Below are 18,825 nucleotides of genomic sequence, written 5' to 3' on the forward strand. Positions count from 1 at the left end.
GATGACTACTCTCGCCGAAGATCGCCGTGAGGAATTCAAGAAGAACATCGCAGAGTTGAAGCTGGACAAGAAGCAGGCAGGCGGCGACGCGGCGACGCGCATCGCGGGCCTGGTGCTCATGGTCGTCGGAGTGGTCGGCGCCTTCGTCGTCTACATCTCTTCGCTGACGCTCTCGGACCTGCGGGATCTGGTGTCGTACCAGATCCTCACCGTGGTTTTCCTCGCCCTGACAGTGGTCGGTGCCGCTCTCTTCCTGGCCGCATCGGTGGCAAAGGTGCTGCGGCTGTGGCTGGTTCGCCAACTGCTCGAGGGCCAGGCACAGACAGATCAGATCTCGCAGGCGTTGAGCACGCGCAACTGATCTTTGTGAAGAACCGAACGATGCCCGCCACGAAAGTCGTGGCGGGCATCTGTCACTGCTCGGCTACAGCTGTGTCTCGGCTACAGCGGTGTCTCGACTACGCGGACGGTGGCCGGGAATCGCGTCGGATCGGATGGTCCTCCGGGATCTGCACCATCACGATCGGTGTCCCGTCTGGGTCGGCGATCCACATCTCGTGTAGACCCCACGGTTCCTGTCTTGCCTCGCGCGCGATCTTGACCCCGGCGAGAACCAGTTCGGTCTGAACGGCAGTGAGGTCCCGGACCTGCAGCCAGATCGCGCCGCGAAAGCCGCCCTCGCCGGTGCCGCCGTGCGCAGCGACTTCGATCAGCCCTTGGCCGGCGAAGAAGACTGTGCCGCCGGGATATTCACGAGCGATCGCCAGACCGAGGGTGTCTCGGTAGAAGCTCAGCGTTCGTTCGTACTCGCTCGGGCGCAAAATCGTCCGACTGCTCAGAATCTCCACGTCCGACCTCCCTCTCGCACCTACTGTGTCAGAAATACCAGGGATATGGTGACCAGTCGGGATCACGCTTTTCGAGGAACGAGTCACGACCCTCGACGGCCTCGTCGGTCATGTACGCCAAACGTGTTGCCTCACCGGCGAACAGCTGCTGGCCGACCAACCCGTCGTCCTGCAGGTTGAACGCGTACTTGAGCATCCGCTGTGCCTGCGGCGACTTGCCGTTGATCTTGCCGGCCCAGTCGATCGCGACGTTTTCGAGTTCCGCGTGGTCGACAACCTTGTTGACCGCGCCCATCTGATGCATTTCCTCGGCGGTGTACGTCTCACCCAGGAAGAAGATCTCGCGAGCGAACTTCTGGCCCACCATCTTTGCCAGATAGGCGCTGCCGTAGCCGCCGTCGAAGCTTCCGACGTCGGCGTCGGTCTGCTTGAACCGTGCGTGCTCGCGGCTGGCGAGCGTCAGGTCGCACACCACGTGCAGGCTGTGGCCGCCGCCCGCAGCCCAGCCGTTGACCAGGCAGATCACGACCTTCGGCATGAAGCGGATCAAGCGCTGGACCTCGAGGATGTGCAGGCGCCCGGCGCGTGCTTTGTCGACGGTGTCCGCCGTTTCACCTTCGGCGTACTGGTAGCCGCTGCGACCACGGATGCGCTGGTCTCCGCCGGAGCAGAACGCCCAACCGCCGTCCTTCTCGCTGGGTCCGTTGCCGGTCAGGAGCACCGCTCCCACGTCGGAGGTCATCCGGGCGTGATCGAGCGCGCGGTACAACTCGTCGACGGTGTGCGGGCGGAACGCATTACGTACTTCCGGTCGGTCGAAGGCGACGCGAACGGTGCCTTGACTGACGTGCCGGTGGTAGGTGATGTCGGTGAGGTTCTCGAATCCGGGGACAGGGCGCCAGAGCTGCGGGTTGAAGGTCACCTGAGCCACGATAGAGGCACGGCTCGCGCGTCTAACGGATACCTGAGGTAGAACACGTTCCCGGGCGCGCTAACGTGCAGGTCATGAGCGAACAAACCGCAGACGGCACGGAGATCGTCACAGACGGTGAGAAGCGGGGCGGATTTCCACGGTTCCGGCACACTCCCGCAGGTCCGGACTTCGGCCGCTTCGTCGAAGCGATGCGCAGGTTGCAGGACCTTGCCGTCTCGACCAATGTTCCCGACGACGTACTCGCAGACATCGCTACGCAAGCCGAGGAGCTTGCCGATCGGTTGACTCCGTACGAGGTCCCGGAAGGCAAGTCGCCCGCGGGCTCGAACATCCAACTGCCCGGACGCGGCAGCCTCCTCATGCTCCCGTGGATGGTCGAGAAGTTCGACACCGAAGGAGTCCGCAGTACCGGCGTCTTCCGTCGCTACCACCTGGGCGGCAACGGCGCCGCTCACGGCGGTGTCCTGCCCTTGCTGTTCGACGACGTCTTCGGGATGACGGTCCACGCGGGTGGCCGTCCGATCTCCCGCACCGGCTACCTCCACATCAATTACCGCGCGATCACTCCGCTCAATCAACAACTGGTGATCGAGGGGCAGGTGGATCGGGTCGAGGGTCGCAAGACTTTTGTCAGCGCGCGCCTGACCGATCTCGACGGCAAGCTCCTCGCCGACGGTGAGGCGCTCATGATCGAACTGCTTCCGGGACAGCCCTGACATGTTCCCCTCGTTCGACGATCTGATCGCGGACGCCGTGGTTCTCGCGCTGCCGATGCGAGTTCGCTTTCGCGGCATCACGACTCGTGAGGCCCTGCTCGTTCGCGGCCCGGCCGGGTGGGGAGAATTCGCCCCGTTCGTCGAGTACGACGACGAAGAGGCGTCGCAGTGGCTGCTCGCGGGTATCGAAGCGGCGTGGCTGGGTCCGCCGCCTGCGCTTCGTGACGCAGTTCCCGTCAACGCGACCGTGCCGGCGATCGACGCGTCTGCCGTTCCGGAATTGCTGGAGCGCTTCCCCGGGGCCCGGACCGCCAAGGTCAAGGTCGCCGAGAAGGGACAGTCGCTGGCGCAGGACGTCGCCCGGGTGAACGAGGTGCGTCGGCACATCCCGAACGTGCGCGTCGACGCCAACGGCGGGTGGAGCGTGGACGAGGCGATCACGGCCTTGCGAGCGATCACCGATGACGGTGAACTCGAATACGCCGAGCAGCCTTGTGCAAGCGTCGAGGAACTGGTCAGGGTCCGCGCCGCGGGGACCGGTGTGCGGATCGCTGCCGACGAGAGCATTCGCCGTGCCGAGGACCCGCTGCGCGTCGTACGAGCGGGGGGAGCGGACGTCGCCGTCGTGAAGGTGCCGCCGCTGGGCGGAATGCGTGCTGTGGTGGCGCTGTCGGCGCAGCTGGCGGACTACGGGGTGCCGGTGGTGGTCTCGAGCGCTCTGGACACGGCTGTGGGGATGTCCGCGGGACTGGCGGCCGCGGCAGCCTTGCCCACCCTTCCGTTTGCCTGCGGACTCGGTACCGGCGGCCTGTTCGTCCGGGATGTCGCGGTCACCGGGGCAGCTGTCGACGGTGCTTTGTCGGTGGGTGCCGTCGAGCCTGATCCGGTTCTGCTCGAGACGCTGGCCGCGCCCGCGGACCGGCGCGACTGGTGGTTGGAGAGGGCTCGGCGCTGCCATCGGATACTCGGCAGTAGGGACCAGCCGAATTTCGTATAGTCTCGGGCGCGACCTGATGAACATCAGTGAAGAATGAAGGGATCGAAAGTGGTTGCAGCTCTGAACGAAACCCTGCTCGAGGAATCACGGGTTCCCGCGGTCGTCGCGGACGTGCAGACCTTGATCGACGCAGAGGTTTCGGATAAGTCGGGGGCCTCAGGGCTGGCTCTCAAGGGTGGCTACGGCGCGGTCAAGAAGGTGAGCCCGTCCATCGTGCCGGACGCCGTCACCGCGCTTCTGCCGGCTTTCGTGGCAAAGCTCGAGCCGTACTGGCAGGAATTCTCGGCTTCCGGCGAAGGCAGCTTCGCCGATTTCATCAGCGCCCGCGGTGACGCGGTTGCCGATTCCCTCCTCGAGGTGACGGACGAGCGTATCGAGGGCAGCGACAAGGCCGTCGTCAAGTCGATGTACTCGAAGCTGCGCGGTTCGGCGAAGAAGCATGTGACTGCAGCTCTGCCGCGTCTGGGCGATGTGATCCAGAAGCACGCTGCATAAGCGAACGTAAAACGACGAGTGGCCCGGGAGTTTCTCTCGGGCCACTCGTCGTTTTCGGTGCGTTTGTCAGTGAGCCGAATGTCCGTGGCGCCAGAAGCCGGTGAAGGTGATGTCGGTTTTGGCGAACTTCCGGTCGTTCACGAGGTGCCGACGCAGCCCGGTGGTGAGTGCCTGTTCGCCGGCGACAAAGGTGTACGACGGCCCCTCGGGCAGTTCGGCGGCGCGGACGGTCTCGAGGGTCAGAACACCCGGCGTCGCGTGTTCGTCCTCGCGAACGAGCCAATGCACGTTGACGTTCGCCAACTCCGGAATGTCTTGCTTGTCTTCGATGTTCGGAATCTCGACGAAGACCTCGGCACGCAGGTCTGCGGGCGCGGATTCCAGAATGCCGATGATCGCGGGAAGTGCACTCTCGTCGCCGACGAGCAGTTGCCACTTGGCCTCGGGTGTGGGGTTGTAGATGCAGCCTTCGTCCAAGAGGGCGACCTCGTCGCCGGCCGACGCGGTGTCCGCCCACGCGGATGCCGGGCCGATGTCGCCGTGATAAGCGAAGTCGATGTCGATCTCCGTGGTCTCGCCGAAGAGACCGGATCCGGCAGCACGGTAGGCGCGAATCGTGTAGTTGCGCACGACGGGTCGCGTGTCCTTGGACATCAACAGGTACTGCGCATACCAGAGATTGCTGGCCGCGCTCGGCAACCGGAGTTCACTCTGGCTGACCTGCGGGATGAACATGCGGAACCACTGATCGGCACCCATCGGAGCGATGGTGGACAGCTCTTCGCCGGCAATGGTCACCCGGATGAAGCTGGGGCTGATTCGTTTGTTCGCCACGACCTGCGCCGACACGATGCTGCGTGAGGCCGGTTTCACGAACTTGGCGCGCTTGGCCATGACTGGTTGCTCCCTGATTATCTGTTCCTCGTACCTAATCAGGTAACCCTAACCTGATTTACGGTCGCTGTGGAGTGGTGGGTCTGTCCTTTTCGACGACTTCGGGAGGAAGACCCCACTGCGCTCGGCCAAGTCGGCTCATCGGTGCGATTGCCGCGAAGTCCGGTAGGCCGTCGTCGGCGACAGCCTCGGGACGTACTGCGACCGCCACCACATTTCCCATCACGACAAATGAATTGCCGACCTCGATGACCTGGTGGAGCGTGCATTCGATGGCGATCGGGGAGTCGGCGACCCGTACGGGGCGAACCCGCTCGCTCGGCTCGCTACGGATGTTCAACTCGAGAAACTCGTCGGCCTCGGCGTCGTAGAAGGCGGAACTCTGGTTCACCACGTCGGCAAGCCTGGCAGTCGCCAGGTTGATCACGAATTCGCCGGTCGCTTCGATGTTGCGCAGACTGTCCTTGCGTCCGACCGACGTGAACTGCACGATCGGCGGCGCCGAACTTGCCACGGTGAAAAAGCTGTACGGAGCCAGATTGCCGACGCCGTCCGCCGACAGGGTGGACACCCAGGCAATCGGCCGGGGGACCACCGAAGCGGTGAGTAACTGATAGAACCGGCGGGGTTCGAGCTCGGCTGGATCGAAGAGTGTGCGCACCCACACATAATGCCGCTGTCCCCGCCCCTGGGCATGCTTGCGCCCGAACATCTGACACTCTTGAAGGCGTGAATCCGTCCACTGCACAAGCCACAGCCGTCGTCGACGAACTGGTTCGTGGTGGCGTGCGTGAAGTCGTGCTGTGTCCAGGCTCTCGCAACGCGCCCCTCGCATTCGCCCTCCAGGCCGCCGACCTCGACGGCCGGTTGCGTCTGCACATGCGGATCGACGAGCGGACAGCAGGCTTTCTGGCACTCGGACTGGCAATCGCCGGGAAACGACCGGTCCCCATCGTGATGACTTCCGGGACCGCCGTCGCGAATCTCGGACCTGCTGTCCTCGAGGCCAACTACGCGCGAGTGCCGCTGGTGGTCCTGAGCGCCAACCGGCCGTACGAGATGCTCGGCACCGGCGCCAACCAGACCGTCGAGCAACTCGGGCTCTTCGGCAGTCAAGTCCGCGCAACCATCAGCCTGGGCCTGGCGGAGGACGATTCGACGCAGAACAGCCAGTGGCGCTCGGCGGTATGCCGGGTCCTCGCCGCTGCCCGCGGAACCCGATCCGGAAATGCGGGTCCGGTGCATTTCGACATTCCACTTCGTGAGCCGCTGGTGCCGGACGTGCACGTGCAGGGACCGGTCCCGGAGGGCCGTCCCGGCGGTGCGGCCTGGACCACCACCCAGAATGCGACGCTCGACGTTCCCGTCGATCTGGATCTCACCGCAGATACGGTGGTCATTTCCGGACACGGCAGCGCACTTCGGCCTGAGCTGGCCGGCCTGCCGACCGTGGCCGAGCCGACGGCTCCGATGCACGGGATCGCACTGCATCCACTCGCGCTATCGCAACTCAAGCCCAAGCAGGCGATCATCACCGGCCGCCCGACGTTGCATCGTCAGGTCTCGAAGGTGCTGGCCGACCCGGGCGTCGACGTCTACGCGCTGACTACCGGGCCGCGCTGGCCGGACGTATCCGGCAACGTACTCGCCACCGGAACCAGAGCAGTGGTCACCGGGACTCCCGATCCCGCCTGGATCGCTCGATGCGCCGCGCTGACCGAACACGCCGAAACTGCCGTCCGCAAGCAACTCGACGCCCACCCCAAGGCCACCGGCCTGCACGTGGCCGCTGCTGTGATGGATGCTCTCGCGGACGGCGACCAGCTTCTGCTCGGCGCATCCAACCCTGTTCGCGACGCGGCACTCGTGAGCTACCCCAAGCCCGCCGTGCGGGTGCTGTCGAATCGTGGCGTCGCAGGTATCGACGGCACCGTCTCGGCGGCGGTCGGTGCTGCGTTGGCGTACGACGGTGGCCGGACCGTCGCTCTCATGGGCGACCTGACCTTCCTGCACGACGCTTCCGGGCTGCTGATCGGGACCGGTGAGCCGAGGCCGAGCGACCTCACCATCGTCGTCGCCAACGACGACGGCGGCGGTATCTTCGAGCTCCTCGAACAAGGCGACCCGCAGTACGCCGGCGTCTTCGAGCGAGTGTTCGGAACACCACACGGCATGGACCTCGCTGCGCTGTGCGCGGCCTACCGCGTGCCGCACGCAGCGGTCACCGTCGACGCCCTGGCAACGACGCTGGCGCAACCGGCCAACGGCATTCGTGTGCTCGAGGTCGCGACGGATCGCAGTGGGCTGCGCGAACTCCACGCTTCCGTGCGGGCACAGCTGTGACGCAAACGGTTCTGCGTCGTCTCCGCATCGGCGTACTGGTGGTTGCGGTCGGCATTTCCGTGCTCGCGGTGATCCTGGTTCTCGGTGCCTGGCGCAACGATCGGACCATCGAATCGAACATGGGGACCGCAACTGCCGAGGTGCTCTCGGCAGGCTCGCTACGTTCGGCGATCAGCTTCGTGACACCGGACGGCGCCAACCACAACCCTGAACTCGGCGTGCTCTACCCCACCAATCTGACTGTGGGACAACGCATCGAGGTGGAGTACTCCAAAGCCGACCCTGATTTGGTCCGGGTAGCGGGACGCAACGCGACGGTGGCGCTGATCCCGGCAGGATCGGTGATCGTCGTGACGTGGCTCCTGGCTGGACCGTCGATCTGGTACCTGCGTAAGCGGGAAGCGCAGGCGGCAAGTTCGGCGCCGGTCGCCTCGAGTTAGTTCGCGCTTCGCCCGAACTTCACACGAACATGACGTGGACTTTTCCTGGCCCTGTCACCGTTCTCGGTGTGAGAGTAGCCATCGTTGCGGAGTCATTCCTGCCCAACATGAACGGCGTCACCAACTCGGTACTACGCGTGCTCGAACACCTCGATCGCACTGGCCACGACGCCATGGTCATTGCGCCGGACACTGTCGGATCCGACACCTCTGCCGCCACCGAACACGAAGGCGTTCAGGTGGTTCGGGTGCCAGCCGTCATGGTGCCCAAAGTCAGTTCACTTCCCGTCGGCCTGCCGCAACCACGATTGACCACGGCCGTGCGGACCTTCGCGCCCGACGTCGTCCATCTGGCGTCACCGTTCCTGCTCGGCGCCGGGGGAGTGGCCGTCGCGAAGCGGCTCGGGATCCCGACCGTCGCGGTCTACCAGACCGACGTCGCCGGATTTGCCGAAAGCTACGGTCTCGGCGTCACCAGTCGCGCCGCATGGGCGTGGACCCGTCGAATCCACAAGAGCTGCAACAGGACACTCGCGCCCTCCACGTCGGCAGTCGACGCCCTCGAAGAGCACGGCATTCCGCGCGTGCACCGATGGGCCCGCGGCGTCGACGCACAACGATTCGCGCCTTCGCGTCGTAGTTCGGCGTTGCGGCAGTCCTGGATCGGTGACAGCGACCGGTTGGTGGTCGGCTTCGTCGGTCGCCTCGCGCCCGAAAAGCACGTCGAACGATTGGCGGCCCTGGCCGGCGATCCCAGTGTGCAGATCGTCGTCGTCGGAGACGGCCCGGACCGCGAGAACCTACGACGACTGATGCCGGACGCGATCTTCACCGGACAACTCGGCGGTACCGCGCTGGCCGACGCCTATGCGAGCCTGGACGTATTCGTTCACCCCGGCGAGCACGAGACCTTCTGCCAGGCGGTCCAGGAAGCCCTCGCGAGCGGTGTGCCTGTCGTCGGACCGGACGCCGGCGGACCGCGTGACCTGATCTCGCATTGCCGCAACGGCTACCTCCTGCCGACGGACAGGTTCACCGAACTCCTGCCAAGCGCCGTGGACGCACTTCGTCAGCGTGATCTGCGGGTGCAGTTCGGCTCCGCGGCGAGGCGCTCGGTGCTGCACCGGACCTGGCCGGCAATCTGCGAAGAGTTGCTCCGTCACTACGAGGACGTGCAGGGCCTCGGGCGGCGAACGGGTGCCAGAGCAGCCTGAACGCCCTCCCTGCTCGAGGGTTGGTAGCGTTTCGGGTGTGGCCACTACACACGGAACCCGAGCAACTCTCGAGAAGCAACCGCACGAAGTCGCGTCGATGTTCGACGACGTCGCGGAGCGATACGACCTCACCAACACCGTGCTGTCCTTCGGCCAGGACAAGGGTTGGCGCAAGGCCACCCGCGAAGCCCTCGACCTCAAGCCGGGCGAGAAGGTACTCGACCTCGCCGCCGGAACCGGAGTCTCGACCGTCGAACTGGGGCGCTCCGGTGCCTGGTGCGTCGCCACCGACTTCTCCAAGGGCATGCTCAAGGCCGGAATCTCGCGCAAAGTTCCGATGGTCGCAGGTGACGCGATGTACCTGCCCTATGCCGACAACGTGTTCGACGCCGCGACGATTTCCTTCGGCCTGCGCAACGTCTCCGACTTCGAAGCCGGACTGCGTGAGATCGCCCGCGTCACCAAGCCGGGCGGACGTCTCGTCGTCAGCGAGTTCTCGACGCCCGTTTTCGGGCCCTTCCGCACGGTCTACATGGAGTACCTGATGAAGGCGCTCCCGCAGGTCGCACGCACCGTCAGCAGCAACCCCGACGCCTACGTCTACCTCGCCGAATCGATCCGTGCCTGGCCGACCCAGGAAGAGCTGGCCCGCAAGATCGAGGCTGCCGGGTGGAAGAACGTCAAGTGGCGCAACCTCACCGGCGGCATCGTGGCGCTGCATTACGCCACTGCCTGAACTGCTGTGCGCCTTTATCAACCCCCGGCGGTTAATAAAGGCGCACAGCACTTGCTCAACCGAACAGCGGTCGGGAGTCGATCTTTCTCGACGCGGCCCCCGACGCACGCCATGCCCTCGCCGTCAGATCGGCGTCGGCGTCGGTGACGAGGTTCCCCATCACCCGAACGGCGACCGTCATCAGTGCCCGTGAGCGCATCGCAATCGGGCCCGAGGCGGGCAGGAATTGCGGAACCGTCAGCAGGCCTGCGAGCCGGCGCGCGACCGAGAATGCCTGCCCGTAATGCTCCCGAAGCACGGTCGGCCACAGCTCCGTGAGGTCGTCGGCGCCGAGCTGTTCGACCACCAGACGTCCGCCTTCGAGGCCGTAGTCGATGCCCTCACCGTTGAGCGGGTTCACGCACGCTGCGGCGTCGCCGATCACGGCCCAGTTGCGTCCGGCGATGTTGGAAACTGCTCCACCCATGGGTAGCAAAGCCGAAGCGACGGAATGTATTTCGCTGCTCCACTGCCACTCGCTTCGGCGCTGATCGGTGTAGAGGTCGAGCAAGGGTCGCAGGGCACCTGGAGCCGGGCGCTTGGACGTCGCCAGTGTCCCGACGCCGATGTTCACCTCGCCGGTGCCGAGCGGGAAGATCCAGCCGTACCCCGCCTGCAACGTGCCCTCGGTGTCCCGCAGTTCCAGATGCGAGGTGATCCACGGGTCGGCGCTGCGCGGCGTCGCGACATACGCGCGTGCCGCGACGCCGTACGCGGTGTCCCGGTGCCACTGCCGTCCCAGCTTCTTGCCGAGCGTCGAGCGAACGCCGTCGGCGATGATCAGCGTCCGGCAACGAAGAGTGCTGCGTCCCGAGGGGCCGGCGAGTACGACGGCGGCTACTCGATCACCGTCGAGTTCGACGTCGACGGCCTTGGTGCCCTCGACCATGACCGCGCCCGATTCGACGGCGCACCGGCGAATGGCGTCGTCGAGTTCGGTCCGGGGGATGGCGCTGCCGATCGGCGGGAACGACGTCCCCGGCCACTCGAGTTCGAGTTCTTGTCCGAAGCCGGACAACCGTAGTCCCTTGTTCGTCGTGTGTGACCGAACCCACTCGCCGAGGCCGAGGAGATCCAGTTCGGCCACGGCGCGCGGAGTGAGTCCATCACCACAAGTCTTGTCTCGCGGGAAGACGGCAGCGTCCACCAGCACGACGTCTCGGCCGCTGCGGGCGGCCCACGCCGCGGCCGAAGAACCCGCGGGACCTGCGCCGATGACCACAATGTCGGTTTCGTTCGGAAGCGAATCGACGACGGGGGACTGCTCTTCTACGGACACACTCACATCTTCCCAGGCTCGCGATCGCCACCGTGGCGAGGCCGTCCCGAGTGCGAACCGCTAGGTTCACTACCGTGGGAACCGAGCCGTCACTGACGACAGGAATGGGTACTGACATCGTGAGCACCGAAAAGACTGCTGCCGACGCAACCGCATCGAGCACCGTCGTTGCAGGCATCGACCTGGGCGACGAACAGCTCGCCGCAGTAGTGCGTGGTGGACTCTCCGATGTCGAGGAGTTGTTGGTCAGCGAGCTGTCCGACGGAGAAGACTTCCTCACCGAGGCCGCGCTGCATCTCGCGCGAGCTGGTGGAAAGCGCTTCCGTCCGTTGTTCACGATCCTGACCGCGCAACTCGGACCGGTGCCGAACGATCCGTCGATCATCACCGCAGCGACTGTCACCGAACTCGTTCACCTGGCGACGCTCTATCACGACGACGTCATGGACGAGGCGTCCATGCGGCGCGGAGCACCCAGCGCCAACGCCCGCTGGGGAAACAGTGTGGCGATCCTGGCCGGCGACTATCTGTTCGCGCACGCATCACGACTGGTGTCGACGCTCGGACCCGAGGCCGTTCGGATCATCGCCGAAACATTCGCCGAACTGGTCACCGGCCAGATGCGCGAGACGATCGGTGTCAAGAAGGAGCAGGATCCGGTCGAGCACTACCTCAAGGTCGTGTGGGAGAAGACCGGTTCGCTGATCGCTGCTTCGGGACGCTTCGGCGGCACCTTCTCCGGCGCCGACGCAGCTCACATCGAGCGCCTCGAGCGCCTGGGTGACGCCGTCGGCACCGCGTTCCAGATCTCCGACGACATCATCGACATCTCGTCCGTCTCGGCGCAGTCCGGCAAGACTCCGGGCACCGACCTGCGCGAGGGTGTCCACACCCTGCCCGTCCTGTACGCGTTCCGCGAAGAAGGGGCCGACGCAGATCGCCTGCGGGAGCTGCTCGCGGGCCCGGTTACCGAAGATGCCCTGGTAGAAGAAGCTCTCGAACTGCTCGAGCGTTCGCCGGGCATGGTCAAGGCGAAGGCAAAGCTGGGCGAGTATGCCGTCGCGGCGAAAGCTCAGTTGGCTGAGCTCCCGCAGGGACCGGCCAACGAAGCGCTCGTGCGTCTCGTCGATTACACGATCGAACGAGTCGGCTGACACCTCGGCGAATCGGGGCTACCGGGTGGAAACCCCGACAGTCACTGGGTGGGAACCCTGATGACCCTGTCCTTCGTTGACTGAACAGAACCGGTGCATACACCGGGGAGTTCGGGTGAGCCTTCGGCTCCAGCGAGGCAAGAGGTGAGCGGTTTGCACGGCTACGCGAACGGTGCGAAGACATTCGGCTTGTTGGTGGGGATGTCGGCGCTGATCGTCTTCATCGGCTCGCTGTTCAACAGCCCGTTCCTTCTGTGGGGATCCGTTCTGTTTGCCGTCGGCATGAATGCCTACGTGTACTTCAACAGCGACAAGCTGGCGCTTCGATCGATGCGCGCCCAGCCCATCACCGAGGTCGAGGCACCGGCGATCTACCGGATCGTGCGCGAACTCGCCACGACGGCGCACCAACCGATGCCCAGGCTGTACATCAGCCCCACGAACGCCCCGAACGCGTTTGCCACCGGTCGTAGCCCTCGGCACGCCGCGGTGTGCGTGACCAGCGGCATCATGCAGATCCTGAACGAACGCGAACTGCGTGCCGTGCTCGGGCACGAACTCTCCCACGTCTACAACCGGGACATTTTGATCTCGTCCGTGGCCGGCGCGATGGCCAGCGTCATCTCTGGCCTGGCCAACTTCGCGATGTACGCGAGCATCTTCGGCGGCCGAGGGAACGGGCAGGGAAGCAATCCGATCGCGCTGCTGCTCGTCTCCCTGCTGGGACCGATCGCGGCAACCGTGGTCAAGCTGGCCGTCTCGCGCTCTCGCGAGTACCAGGCGGATCAATCAGGAGCCGAGCTCACCGGTGACCCGCTGGCGTTGGCGTCGGCGCTGCGCAAGCTCGAGTCTGGCGTCGCAGCCGCGCCGTTGCCGCCTGAGCCCAAGCTCGCGGCGCAGTCCCACCTGATGATCGCCAACCCCTTCAGAGCGGGGGACAAGGTCAGCAAGCTGTTCTCGACGCATCCGCCCATGGCGGACCGGATCGAGCGTTTGGAGAAGATGGCGGGGATGTAGGGGCCTTCGGCCCCTGTGAGCCTTTCTGGTCGTCGGAACTACCAAAAAGGCGCACAGGGGCGCAGCCCCTACTACCGGTAGTTCACGAACTGCAGGGCGATCCCGAAGTCCTCACCCTTGAGCAGGGAGATGACGCCCTGGAGGTCGTCGCGCTTCTTGCTGCTCACACGAAGTTCCTCACCCTGGATCTGCGCCTTGACGCCCTTGGGGCCCTCGTCGCGAATCTTCTTGGTGATCTTCTTCGCGTTCTCGCTGCTGATGCCCTGGACCAAGGTTCCGGACAGCTTGTAGATCTTTCCGGACTGCGCCGGCTCGCCGGCATCGAATGCCTTCAGCGAGATGTCGCGACGGATCAACTTCTCCTTGAACACGTCGAGGGCGGCCAGCAGTCGCTCCTCGGTGTCGGCGTTCAACGTGATCGTCTCTTCACCAGACCACTCGATCGACGCTCCCGTGTTTCGGAAGTCGAAACGCGTGGTCAACTCCTTGGCAGCCTGATGCAGGGCGTTGTCCACCTCTTGACGGTCAACCTTGCTCACCACGTCGAAGGACGAATCAGCCACTTCACACTCCCGCTTTCCGGTAGTTCACGAACATCGAGTTCCGCCCACCTTCCATACCGGTGGACACCTCGACGTTATCGGGTCGGCACCGCCCGTTACCACCCGGTTTGCAAAATGGGGGTGTGTTCGTTGTATTCTTCTCACCGCACCGAGGAAGCCGTTTTCGGCCGCCGCACGTCGCGATATACTTGCGAATGCGCCGGATCGAAGCCTGGTGCAAGCACGGCAGATTGCCCGAGCGGCCAATGGGAGCGGACTGTAAATCCGTCGGCTTATGCCTACGTAGGTTCGAATCCTACATCTGCCACACCAAGTCAGCCCCGATTCTCTTTACGAGAGTCGGGGCTGACTTTTTTGTGCTTGTTCCGAGGTCGGGTGGGCGTTGGTGACGCCGGCGTCGGCTGCGGCTCAGGGGCCTCGGGAGTGCTTCTGGGGATGCCTTCGGGGGAGTGCGGGGTCAAGTTGGTTCCCGCAAAGCCCTCGCCAGCGGCCCCGATCGGTGCAACAATGGGCTCCGGCACCATTTTTGCCCCGATGACCAGCGGATTTGGTGCTGGCGCTCGTTCGTGTGTAATCTTTCGGAGGCTTCAAGAGAGCGGCAACGCGCTCCTGAGCCACGCCCCCTTAGCTCAGTCGGTAGAGCGTTTCCATGGTAAGGAAAAGGTCAACGGTTCGATTCCGTTAGGGGGCTCGCTGGATTGTGGTGCCGTGCTTTCCGCGCGACACTCGACACCGAGGCGGTGTAGCTCAGTTGGTAGAGCAAACGACTCATAATCGTTGCGTCGCCGGTTCAAGTCCGGTCACCGCTACACAATATGCATGATCCACCCTGATTGCTCGTAATCAGATACACCCGAAAGAAGGCATCCCGTGGCCTCCTCGACCGACGTTCGGCCCAAGATCACCTTGGCCTGCGAGGTATGCAAGCACCGCAACTACATCACCAAGAAGAATCGGCGCAACGACCCCGATCGCCTGGAGCTCAAGAAGTTCTGCCCCAACTGCGGAACCCACCAGTCGCATCGCGAGTCGAAGTAGTAAGTCCTTAACAGGACGACGATTTTCGCGGAAGACCCTCTCTGGGCCTGCGTCTTCGGGTCCTAGCTAGAAGAGAGTCTCACCGCGTGACAGATTTGCAAGAGAACCAGGCAGCGGCCGAGGTCCCTACGGACCCGGCCGCTCATGCCGTCCAGATGGTCGGTCACCACTATCGTGTCGAAGACTTCTACGAGGTCGGACGCGAGAAGGTGCGCGAGTTCGCTCGCGCCGTCCAGGACGCCCATCCCGCGCACTACGACGAGTCGGCAGCCAAGGGCCTCGGATACGACGGCCTGATCGCTCCCATCACGTTCGTCGCCATCGTGGGTGCCATTGCTCAGCGACGTCTGTTCGAAGAGATCGTCACAGGCTACGACTTGAGTCAGATTCTTCAGACCGATCAGCGCTTGGTGCTGCACAAGCCCATGCAGGTCGGTGACCGACTCTTCTGCGACGTCTTCCTGGATTCGTTCAGGCAGGCCGCAGGTAGCGACATCATCGTGACCAAGAACATCATCACCGATCAGAACGACGAAGCAGTCGTCACCACGTGGACGACGCTTGTTGCTCGAACGGGTGGGGAAGTGGACGAGAACATCGCCCACGCAGTCAAGGACGTGATGATGCATGTCGCTTCGTAAATTTTCCGACGTGAGTGTCGGCGAACTTCTCCCCGAGAAGTCCGTCACCCTGACGCGTGGAAACCTCGCCAACTACGCGGGTGTTTCGGGAGATCCCAATCCGATTCACTTCAGTGACGAGGTCGCACGACTTGCCGGCTTGCCGGACGTCGTCGCGCACGGCATGCTCTCCATGGGCATCGGTGCCGGCTACGTCACCGAATGGCTGGGAGATCCGGGCGCAGTGACCGAGTACAACGTACGGTTCACGAGCCCGGTGATCGTGGCAGCCGACAAGGCTGCCGAGATCGAGTTCACCGCCAAGGTGAAGTCGGTCGACGAAGAAAGCAAGACCGCAGTACTGGCAATTGTGGCCAAGTCCGAAGGTAAGAAGATCTTCGGTCGTGCCACTGCCACGGTCCGTCTAGCCTGATCGCAGGGCGGATTGTGTTTGTTCCGGGGCTTTGAAGTACACTGAGATTTCTGGGATTCCTCAGCGCTGCGCGCTGCCCTGAATGTTGCAAGACATTCACCTCGGGTAGCGCGTATGTTGTGTGATCGCAGAACGGTTGATTCAGGCAGGGTCTACCTGTCGAGGTCAACCAAAGGGGCGTAGCTCAACTGGCAGAGCAGCGGTCTCCAAAACCGCAGGTTGCAGGTTCAAGTCCTGTCGCCCCTGCCCCCGGATGCCAGCGACTGAGAGGAACGACGTGAGCGAGGAGCGCGCCAAGCGCGACGCCGACACTTCGGATGCGGAGACTTCACCGTCTGCCGATTCGACCGGTGTCGACGACACTGCAGCTGACGCGACTACGCGTTCCGATCTTTCGTTGGACAAGGACGGTGCCGAGAAGGCTCCCTCCGCATCCAGTGGGGTTTCCAACAAGCCGACCGGCAAGCGCGCTGCACGCGGCGCCTCGGTCAGCGCGTCCACCGTGAAGACTCCGGCCCGGACGGCATCCCGGACATCTTCGGCCAAGCCGACTGCAACGAACCCCGGTAAGAAGCCCAAGGCGAAGAAGGACAACATCTTCAAGCGCCTGCGCAAATTCTTCCGCGAGGTCATCGCAGAACTCCGTAAGGTCATCTGGCCGAACCGCAAGCAGATGATCACCTACACCAGCGTCGTGCTGACGTTCGTGGTCTTCATGGTCGCTTTCATCAGCGGCGTCGATATCGCTGTGATCAAGGGTGTCACCTGGCTGTTCGGCTGATCGCCGTAGCAGTCGGGCGTCTTTGCCTGCGAGCGCGACAAGACCCGACCCGGGTCCGAGTAACGAGAGGAAGCGAGTGCCCCAGTGAGCACCCCCGAGAACGACACGAATGAGGCTTTGGCCGAAGAGCGTGTTTCTGCCGAGGCGGCAGCCGAAGTAGACGTCGTGGTTGCCGAAGGCACCGATGCAGACGTTGCCGAAGGCACTGATGCAGACGCTGCAGCGACCGAGGACGTCATCTCCGACGATGCCGAGAACTCCGACGAGGCCGCTCCCGCCGCCGAGCTCGAGGTCGAGGATCCCGTTGCCGAACTCAAGGCTGCGCTGCGCCGCGCCCCGGGTGACTGGTACGTCATCCACTCGTACGCCGGTTACGAGAACAAGGTCAAGACCAACCTCGAGACTCGCGTTCAGAACCTCGATGTCGGCGACTACATCTTCCAGGTGGAAGTTCCCACCGAAGAGGTCACCGAGATCAAGAACGGCCAGCGCAAGCAGGTCAACCGCAAGGTTCTGCCCGGATACATCCTCGTTCGCATGGAGCTCAACGACGAGTCGTGGGGCGCCGTGCGCAACACGCCTGGTGTCACCGGTTTTGTCGGTGCCACGTCGCGTCCCTCGCCGCTGACCCTCAACGAGGTCGTCAAGTTCCTGCTCCCGCAGCAGGAGCAGAAGAAGCAGCAGGCTGCAGCGGCCGCCGTCGCAGCAGGCGAGGCACCGTCCGAGTCCTTCGGCAAGCCCCTCATCGAGGTCGACTTCGAGGTCGGCGAGTCGGTCACCGTCATGGACGGCCCGTTCGCAACCCTTCCGGCCAGCATCAGCGAGGTCAACGGCGAGCAGCAGAAGCTCAAGGTTCTCGTGTCGATCTTCGGTCGTGAAACCCCGGTTGAGCTCAACTTCAACCAGGTCGCGAAGATCTGACCACCCCAAAACTTGCAATTTGTTCGACGCAAGACACACACCCAAGCTAGAAACTAGGAACTAGAGATGCCCCCAAAGAAGAAGAAGCTCGCCGGGCTCATCAAGCTGCAGATCCAGGCAGGTCAGGCTAACCCTGCACCTCCCGTGGGTCCCGCGCTCGGTCAGCACGGCGTGAACATCATGGAGTTCTGCAAGGCCTACAACGCGGCGACTGAGTCCCAGCGCGGCAACGTTGTGCCGGTCGAGATCTCGGTCTACGAAGACCGGACCTTCGATTTCAAGCTGAAGACCCCTCCCGCCGCCAAGCTGCTCCTCAAGGCAGCCGGCGTCGCCAAGGGCTCCGGCGAACCGCACAAGACCAAGGTTGCCTCGGTGACCATGGATCAGGTGCGCGAAATCGCGAAGACCAAGGCTGAAGACCTCAATGCCAATGACATCGAGCAGGCCGCGAAGATCATCGCCGGCACCGCTCGTTCCATGGGCATCACGGTCCAGGGCTGATAGTCCGCTCCACAGCATTACGTGGGAGGGCCGGCCAGGCCCCGACCACAACTGAACCATTCACCACTGCACAGGTAATTCGCTGCAGTGACAAGTAAGGACAGAACAAATGGCAAAGCGCAGCAAGGCGTACCTCGCCGCCGCTGAGAAGATCGACGCAGACAAGCTCTACAGCCCGCTTCAGGCTGCAAAGCTCGCCAAGGAGACGTCGTCCACCAAGATGGATGCAACCGTTGAGGTTGCAGTTCGTCTGGGCGTCGACCCCCGTAAGGCTGACCAGATGGTCCGCGGAACGGTCAACCTGCCCCACGGCACCGGTAAGACCGCTCGCGTCATCGTGTTCGCTGTTGGCGAGAAGGCAGCAGAAGCCGAGGCTGCAGGCGCTGACGTAGTCGGTGCAGAAGACCTGATCGAGCGCATCCAGGGTGGATGGGTCGATTTCGACGCCGCAATCGCGACTCCTGATCAGATGGCCAAGGTCGGCCGCATCGCCCGTGTCCTCGGACCGCGTGGCCTGATGCCGAACCCGAAGACGGGCACCGTCACGGCGGATGTCACCAAGGCTGTCAACGACATCAAGGGCGGAAAGATCAACTTCCGCGTCGACAAGCAGGCCAACCTGCACTTCGTCATCGGCAAGGCATCGTTCGACGATGAGAAGCTGGTGGAGAACTACGGCGCAGCCCTGGACGAGATCCTGCGTGCGAAGCCCTCGTCGGCCAAGGGCCGCTACGTGAAGAAGATCACGGTCTCGACCACCACCGGTCCGGGCATCCCGGTGGATCCGAACCGTACTCGCAACCTCCTCGAGGATGCTGCAGACGCGTAAGCAGTCCGCATACGAACAAGAAGGCCGGCAGGG

23 protein-coding genes and 4 tRNA genes are annotated in these 18,825 nt (G+C 63.9%); 21 read left to right on the top strand and 6 right to left on the bottom strand.

What is annotated here, in order from left to right:
• Position 1: 1 nt before the first annotated feature.
• Complete coding sequence (locus M0639_RS08395) at positions 2-361, top strand: hypothetical protein (protein ID WP_003942018.1); 360 nt, start codon at positions 2-4, stop codon at positions 359-361.
• Between the two features lie 97 nt (positions 362-458).
• On the opposite strand, the gene M0639_RS08400 is transcribed toward M0639_RS08395, so the two are convergent.
• On the bottom strand, positions 459-848 hold the full coding sequence (locus tag M0639_RS08400) for a VOC family protein (protein ID WP_003941917.1): 390 nt from the start codon (positions 846-848) through the stop codon (positions 459-461).
• A 28-nt stretch (positions 849-876) separates the two neighbouring features.
• A complete protein-coding gene (locus M0639_RS08405) occupies positions 877-1,770 on the bottom strand; it encodes a 1,4-dihydroxy-2-naphthoyl-CoA synthase (RefSeq protein WP_024487301.1) in 894 nt (297 codons plus the stop codon).
• A gap of 83 nt (positions 1,771-1,853) precedes the next feature.
• On the opposite strand from M0639_RS08405, the gene M0639_RS08410 reads away from it, so the two are divergent.
• From M0639_RS08410 to M0639_RS08420, 3 genes are read left to right on the top strand one after another with little or no spacing between them, the layout of a single operon-like run.
• Entirely contained in the window at positions 1,854-2,498 is a 645-nt protein-coding gene (locus M0639_RS08410) for a PaaI family thioesterase (protein WP_037129937.1), read from the top strand.
• 1 nt (position 2,499) lies between these two features.
• Positions 2,500-3,495: an o-succinylbenzoate synthase gene (locus tag M0639_RS08415; RefSeq protein ID WP_063314757.1), complete on the top strand. Its 996-nt coding sequence runs from the start codon at positions 2,500-2,502 to the stop codon at positions 3,493-3,495.
• A gap of 48 nt (positions 3,496-3,543) precedes the next feature.
• The gene (locus M0639_RS08420) at positions 3,544-3,990 is read left to right on the top strand and encodes a DUF6918 family protein (protein WP_003941973.1); all 447 of its coding nucleotides are present in this window, start codon (positions 3,544-3,546) and stop codon (positions 3,988-3,990) included.
• A gap of 66 nt (positions 3,991-4,056) precedes the next feature.
• Here the strand turns inward: M0639_RS08420 and M0639_RS08425 are convergent, their stop codons facing one another.
• Together M0639_RS08425 and M0639_RS08430 are read right to left on the bottom strand one after the other, a co-directional pair.
• Positions 4,057-4,884, bottom strand: a complete 828-nt coding sequence (locus tag M0639_RS08425) for a siderophore-interacting protein (RefSeq protein WP_064074187.1) — start codon at positions 4,882-4,884, stop codon at positions 4,057-4,059.
• 58 nt (positions 4,885-4,942) lie between these two features.
• The gene (locus M0639_RS08430; protein WP_039972961.1) at positions 4,943-5,545 is read right to left on the bottom strand and encodes a flavin reductase family protein; all 603 of its coding nucleotides are present in this window, start codon (positions 5,543-5,545) and stop codon (positions 4,943-4,945) included.
• Between the two features lie 68 nt (positions 5,546-5,613).
• Here M0639_RS08430 and menD point away from each other — a divergent pair, with 68 nt between their 5' ends.
• The 4 genes from menD to M0639_RS08450 all read left to right on the top strand — a co-directional run bounded on the left by menD (position 5,614) and on the right by M0639_RS08450 (position 9,617).
• On the top strand, positions 5,614-7,227 hold the full coding sequence (menD, locus tag M0639_RS08435; protein ID WP_058038142.1) for a 2-succinyl-5-enolpyruvyl-6-hydroxy-3-cyclohexene-1-carboxylic-acid synthase: 1,614 nt from the start codon (positions 5,614-5,616) through the stop codon (positions 7,225-7,227).
• Positions 7,224-7,667, top strand: coding sequence for a DUF3592 domain-containing protein (locus tag M0639_RS08440; protein ID WP_007728471.1), 444 nt, complete (start codon positions 7,224-7,226; stop codon positions 7,665-7,667). Before menD ends, M0639_RS08440 begins: the two co-directional genes overlap by 4 nt.
• A 68-nt stretch (positions 7,668-7,735) precedes the next feature.
• Positions 7,736-8,881: a glycosyltransferase family 4 protein gene (locus M0639_RS08445; protein WP_197486158.1), complete on the top strand. Its 1,146-nt coding sequence runs from the start codon at positions 7,736-7,738 to the stop codon at positions 8,879-8,881.
• Positions 8,882-8,918: 37 nt separating this feature from the next.
• Positions 8,919-9,617 (top strand): demethylmenaquinone methyltransferase, encoded by a 699-nt coding sequence (locus tag M0639_RS08450; RefSeq protein ID WP_003941879.1) that lies wholly within the window; start codon positions 8,919-8,921, stop codon positions 9,615-9,617.
• Between the two features lie 55 nt (positions 9,618-9,672).
• Here M0639_RS08450 and M0639_RS08455 read toward each other — a convergent pair whose 3' ends face one another.
• Positions 9,673-10,935 carry a geranylgeranyl reductase family protein gene (locus tag M0639_RS08455; protein WP_371714619.1) on the bottom strand — a complete coding sequence of 421 codons (1,263 nt, stop codon included), beginning with the start codon at positions 10,933-10,935 and terminating at the stop codon, positions 9,673-9,675.
• A gap of 104 nt (positions 10,936-11,039) precedes the next feature.
• On the opposite strand from M0639_RS08455, the gene M0639_RS08460 reads away from it, so the two are divergent.
• Both M0639_RS08460 and htpX read left to right on the top strand, forming a co-directional pair.
• Positions 11,040-12,089 (top strand): polyprenyl synthetase family protein, encoded by a 1,050-nt coding sequence (locus tag M0639_RS08460; protein ID WP_037129929.1) that lies wholly within the window; start codon positions 11,040-11,042, stop codon positions 12,087-12,089.
• A 153-nt stretch (positions 12,090-12,242) separates the two neighbouring features.
• A complete protein-coding gene (gene htpX, locus M0639_RS08465; protein WP_029254860.1) occupies positions 12,243-13,106 on the top strand; it encodes a zinc metalloprotease HtpX in 864 nt (287 codons plus the stop codon).
• Between the two features lie 71 nt (positions 13,107-13,177).
• Here htpX and M0639_RS08470 read toward each other — a convergent pair whose 3' ends face one another.
• Positions 13,178-13,669 (bottom strand): YajQ family cyclic di-GMP-binding protein, encoded by a 492-nt coding sequence (locus M0639_RS08470; protein ID WP_003941854.1) that lies wholly within the window; start codon positions 13,667-13,669, stop codon positions 13,178-13,180.
• 224 nt (positions 13,670-13,893) lie between these two features.
• Here M0639_RS08470 and M0639_RS08475 point away from each other — a divergent pair.
• The 11 genes from M0639_RS08475 (at position 13,894) to rplA (ending at position 18,792) form a co-directional block, all read left to right on the top strand.
• A tRNA-Tyr gene (locus M0639_RS08475) sits at positions 13,894-13,976 on the top strand.
• 311 nt (positions 13,977-14,287) lie between these two features.
• Positions 14,288-14,360, top strand: a tRNA-Thr gene (locus M0639_RS08480).
• A gap of 45 nt (positions 14,361-14,405) precedes the next feature.
• A tRNA-Met gene (locus M0639_RS08485) sits at positions 14,406-14,478 on the top strand.
• A 61-nt stretch (positions 14,479-14,539) separates the two neighbouring features.
• Positions 14,540-14,707 carry a 50S ribosomal protein L33 gene (rpmG, locus tag M0639_RS08490; RefSeq protein ID WP_003941903.1) on the top strand — a complete coding sequence of 56 codons (168 nt, stop codon included), beginning with the start codon at positions 14,540-14,542 and terminating at the stop codon, positions 14,705-14,707.
• 86 nt (positions 14,708-14,793) lie between these two features.
• Entirely contained in the window at positions 14,794-15,348 is a 555-nt protein-coding gene (gene hadA, locus M0639_RS08495; RefSeq protein WP_019744315.1) for a (3R)-hydroxyacyl-ACP dehydratase subunit HadA, read from the top strand.
• Complete coding sequence (gene hadB / locus M0639_RS08500; RefSeq protein WP_047268906.1) at positions 15,335-15,760, top strand: (3R)-hydroxyacyl-ACP dehydratase subunit HadB; 426 nt, start codon at positions 15,335-15,337, stop codon at positions 15,758-15,760. The genes hadA and hadB overlap by 14 nt, the downstream gene beginning before the upstream one ends.
• A 173-nt stretch (positions 15,761-15,933) precedes the next feature.
• Positions 15,934-16,006: transfer RNA gene (locus M0639_RS08505), tRNA-Trp, on the top strand.
• Positions 16,007-16,037: 31 nt separating this feature from the next.
• Positions 16,038-16,541 carry a preprotein translocase subunit SecE gene (secE, locus tag M0639_RS08510; RefSeq protein WP_003942030.1) on the top strand — a complete coding sequence of 168 codons (504 nt, stop codon included), beginning with the start codon at positions 16,038-16,040 and terminating at the stop codon, positions 16,539-16,541.
• 84 nt (positions 16,542-16,625) lie between these two features.
• Complete coding sequence (gene nusG / locus M0639_RS08515; protein ID WP_003942049.1) at positions 16,626-17,462, top strand: transcription termination/antitermination protein NusG; 837 nt, start codon at positions 16,626-16,628, stop codon at positions 17,460-17,462.
• Positions 17,463-17,528: 66 nt separating this feature from the next.
• Positions 17,529-17,963 (top strand): 50S ribosomal protein L11, encoded by a 435-nt coding sequence (gene rplK / locus M0639_RS08520; RefSeq protein WP_003941896.1) that lies wholly within the window; start codon positions 17,529-17,531, stop codon positions 17,961-17,963.
• A gap of 109 nt (positions 17,964-18,072) precedes the next feature.
• Positions 18,073-18,792 (top strand): 50S ribosomal protein L1, encoded by a 720-nt coding sequence (gene rplA, locus M0639_RS08525; protein WP_003941982.1) that lies wholly within the window; start codon positions 18,073-18,075, stop codon positions 18,790-18,792.
• Positions 18,793-18,825 lie beyond the last annotated feature (33 nt).

It is taken from the genome of Rhodococcus qingshengii JCM 15477, assembly GCF_023221595.1.
GTDB lineage: Bacteria > Actinomycetota > Actinomycetes > Mycobacteriales > Mycobacteriaceae > Rhodococcus_F > Rhodococcus_F qingshengii.

What these genes read in the sequence shown, in the direction of transcription:
- M0639_RS08395 (WP_003942018.1), top strand. Translation starts at nt 2, where the DNA reads ATGACTACTCTCGCCGAAGATCGCCGTGAGGAATTCAAGAAGAACATC.
- M0639_RS08410 (WP_037129937.1), top strand. Translation starts at nt 1,854, where the DNA reads ATGAGCGAACAAACCGCAGACGGCACGGAGATCGTCACAGACGGTGAG.
- M0639_RS08415 (WP_063314757.1), top strand. Translation starts at nt 2,500, where the DNA reads ATGTTCCCCTCGTTCGACGATCTGATCGCGGACGCCGTGGTTCTCGCG.
- M0639_RS08425 (WP_064074187.1), bottom strand. Translation starts at nt 4,884, where the DNA reads ATGGCCAAGCGCGCCAAGTTCGTGAAACCGGCCTCACGCAGCATCGTG.
- M0639_RS08460 (WP_037129929.1), top strand. Translation starts at nt 11,040, where the DNA reads ATGGGTACTGACATCGTGAGCACCGAAAAGACTGCTGCCGACGCAACC.
- hadB (WP_047268906.1), top strand. Translation starts at nt 15,335, where the DNA reads ATGTCGCTTCGTAAATTTTCCGACGTGAGTGTCGGCGAACTTCTCCCC.
- rplK (WP_003941896.1), top strand. Translation starts at nt 17,529, where the DNA reads ATGCCCCCAAAGAAGAAGAAGCTCGCCGGGCTCATCAAGCTGCAGATC.
- rplA (WP_003941982.1), top strand. Translation starts at nt 18,073, where the DNA reads ATGGCAAAGCGCAGCAAGGCGTACCTCGCCGCCGCTGAGAAGATCGAC.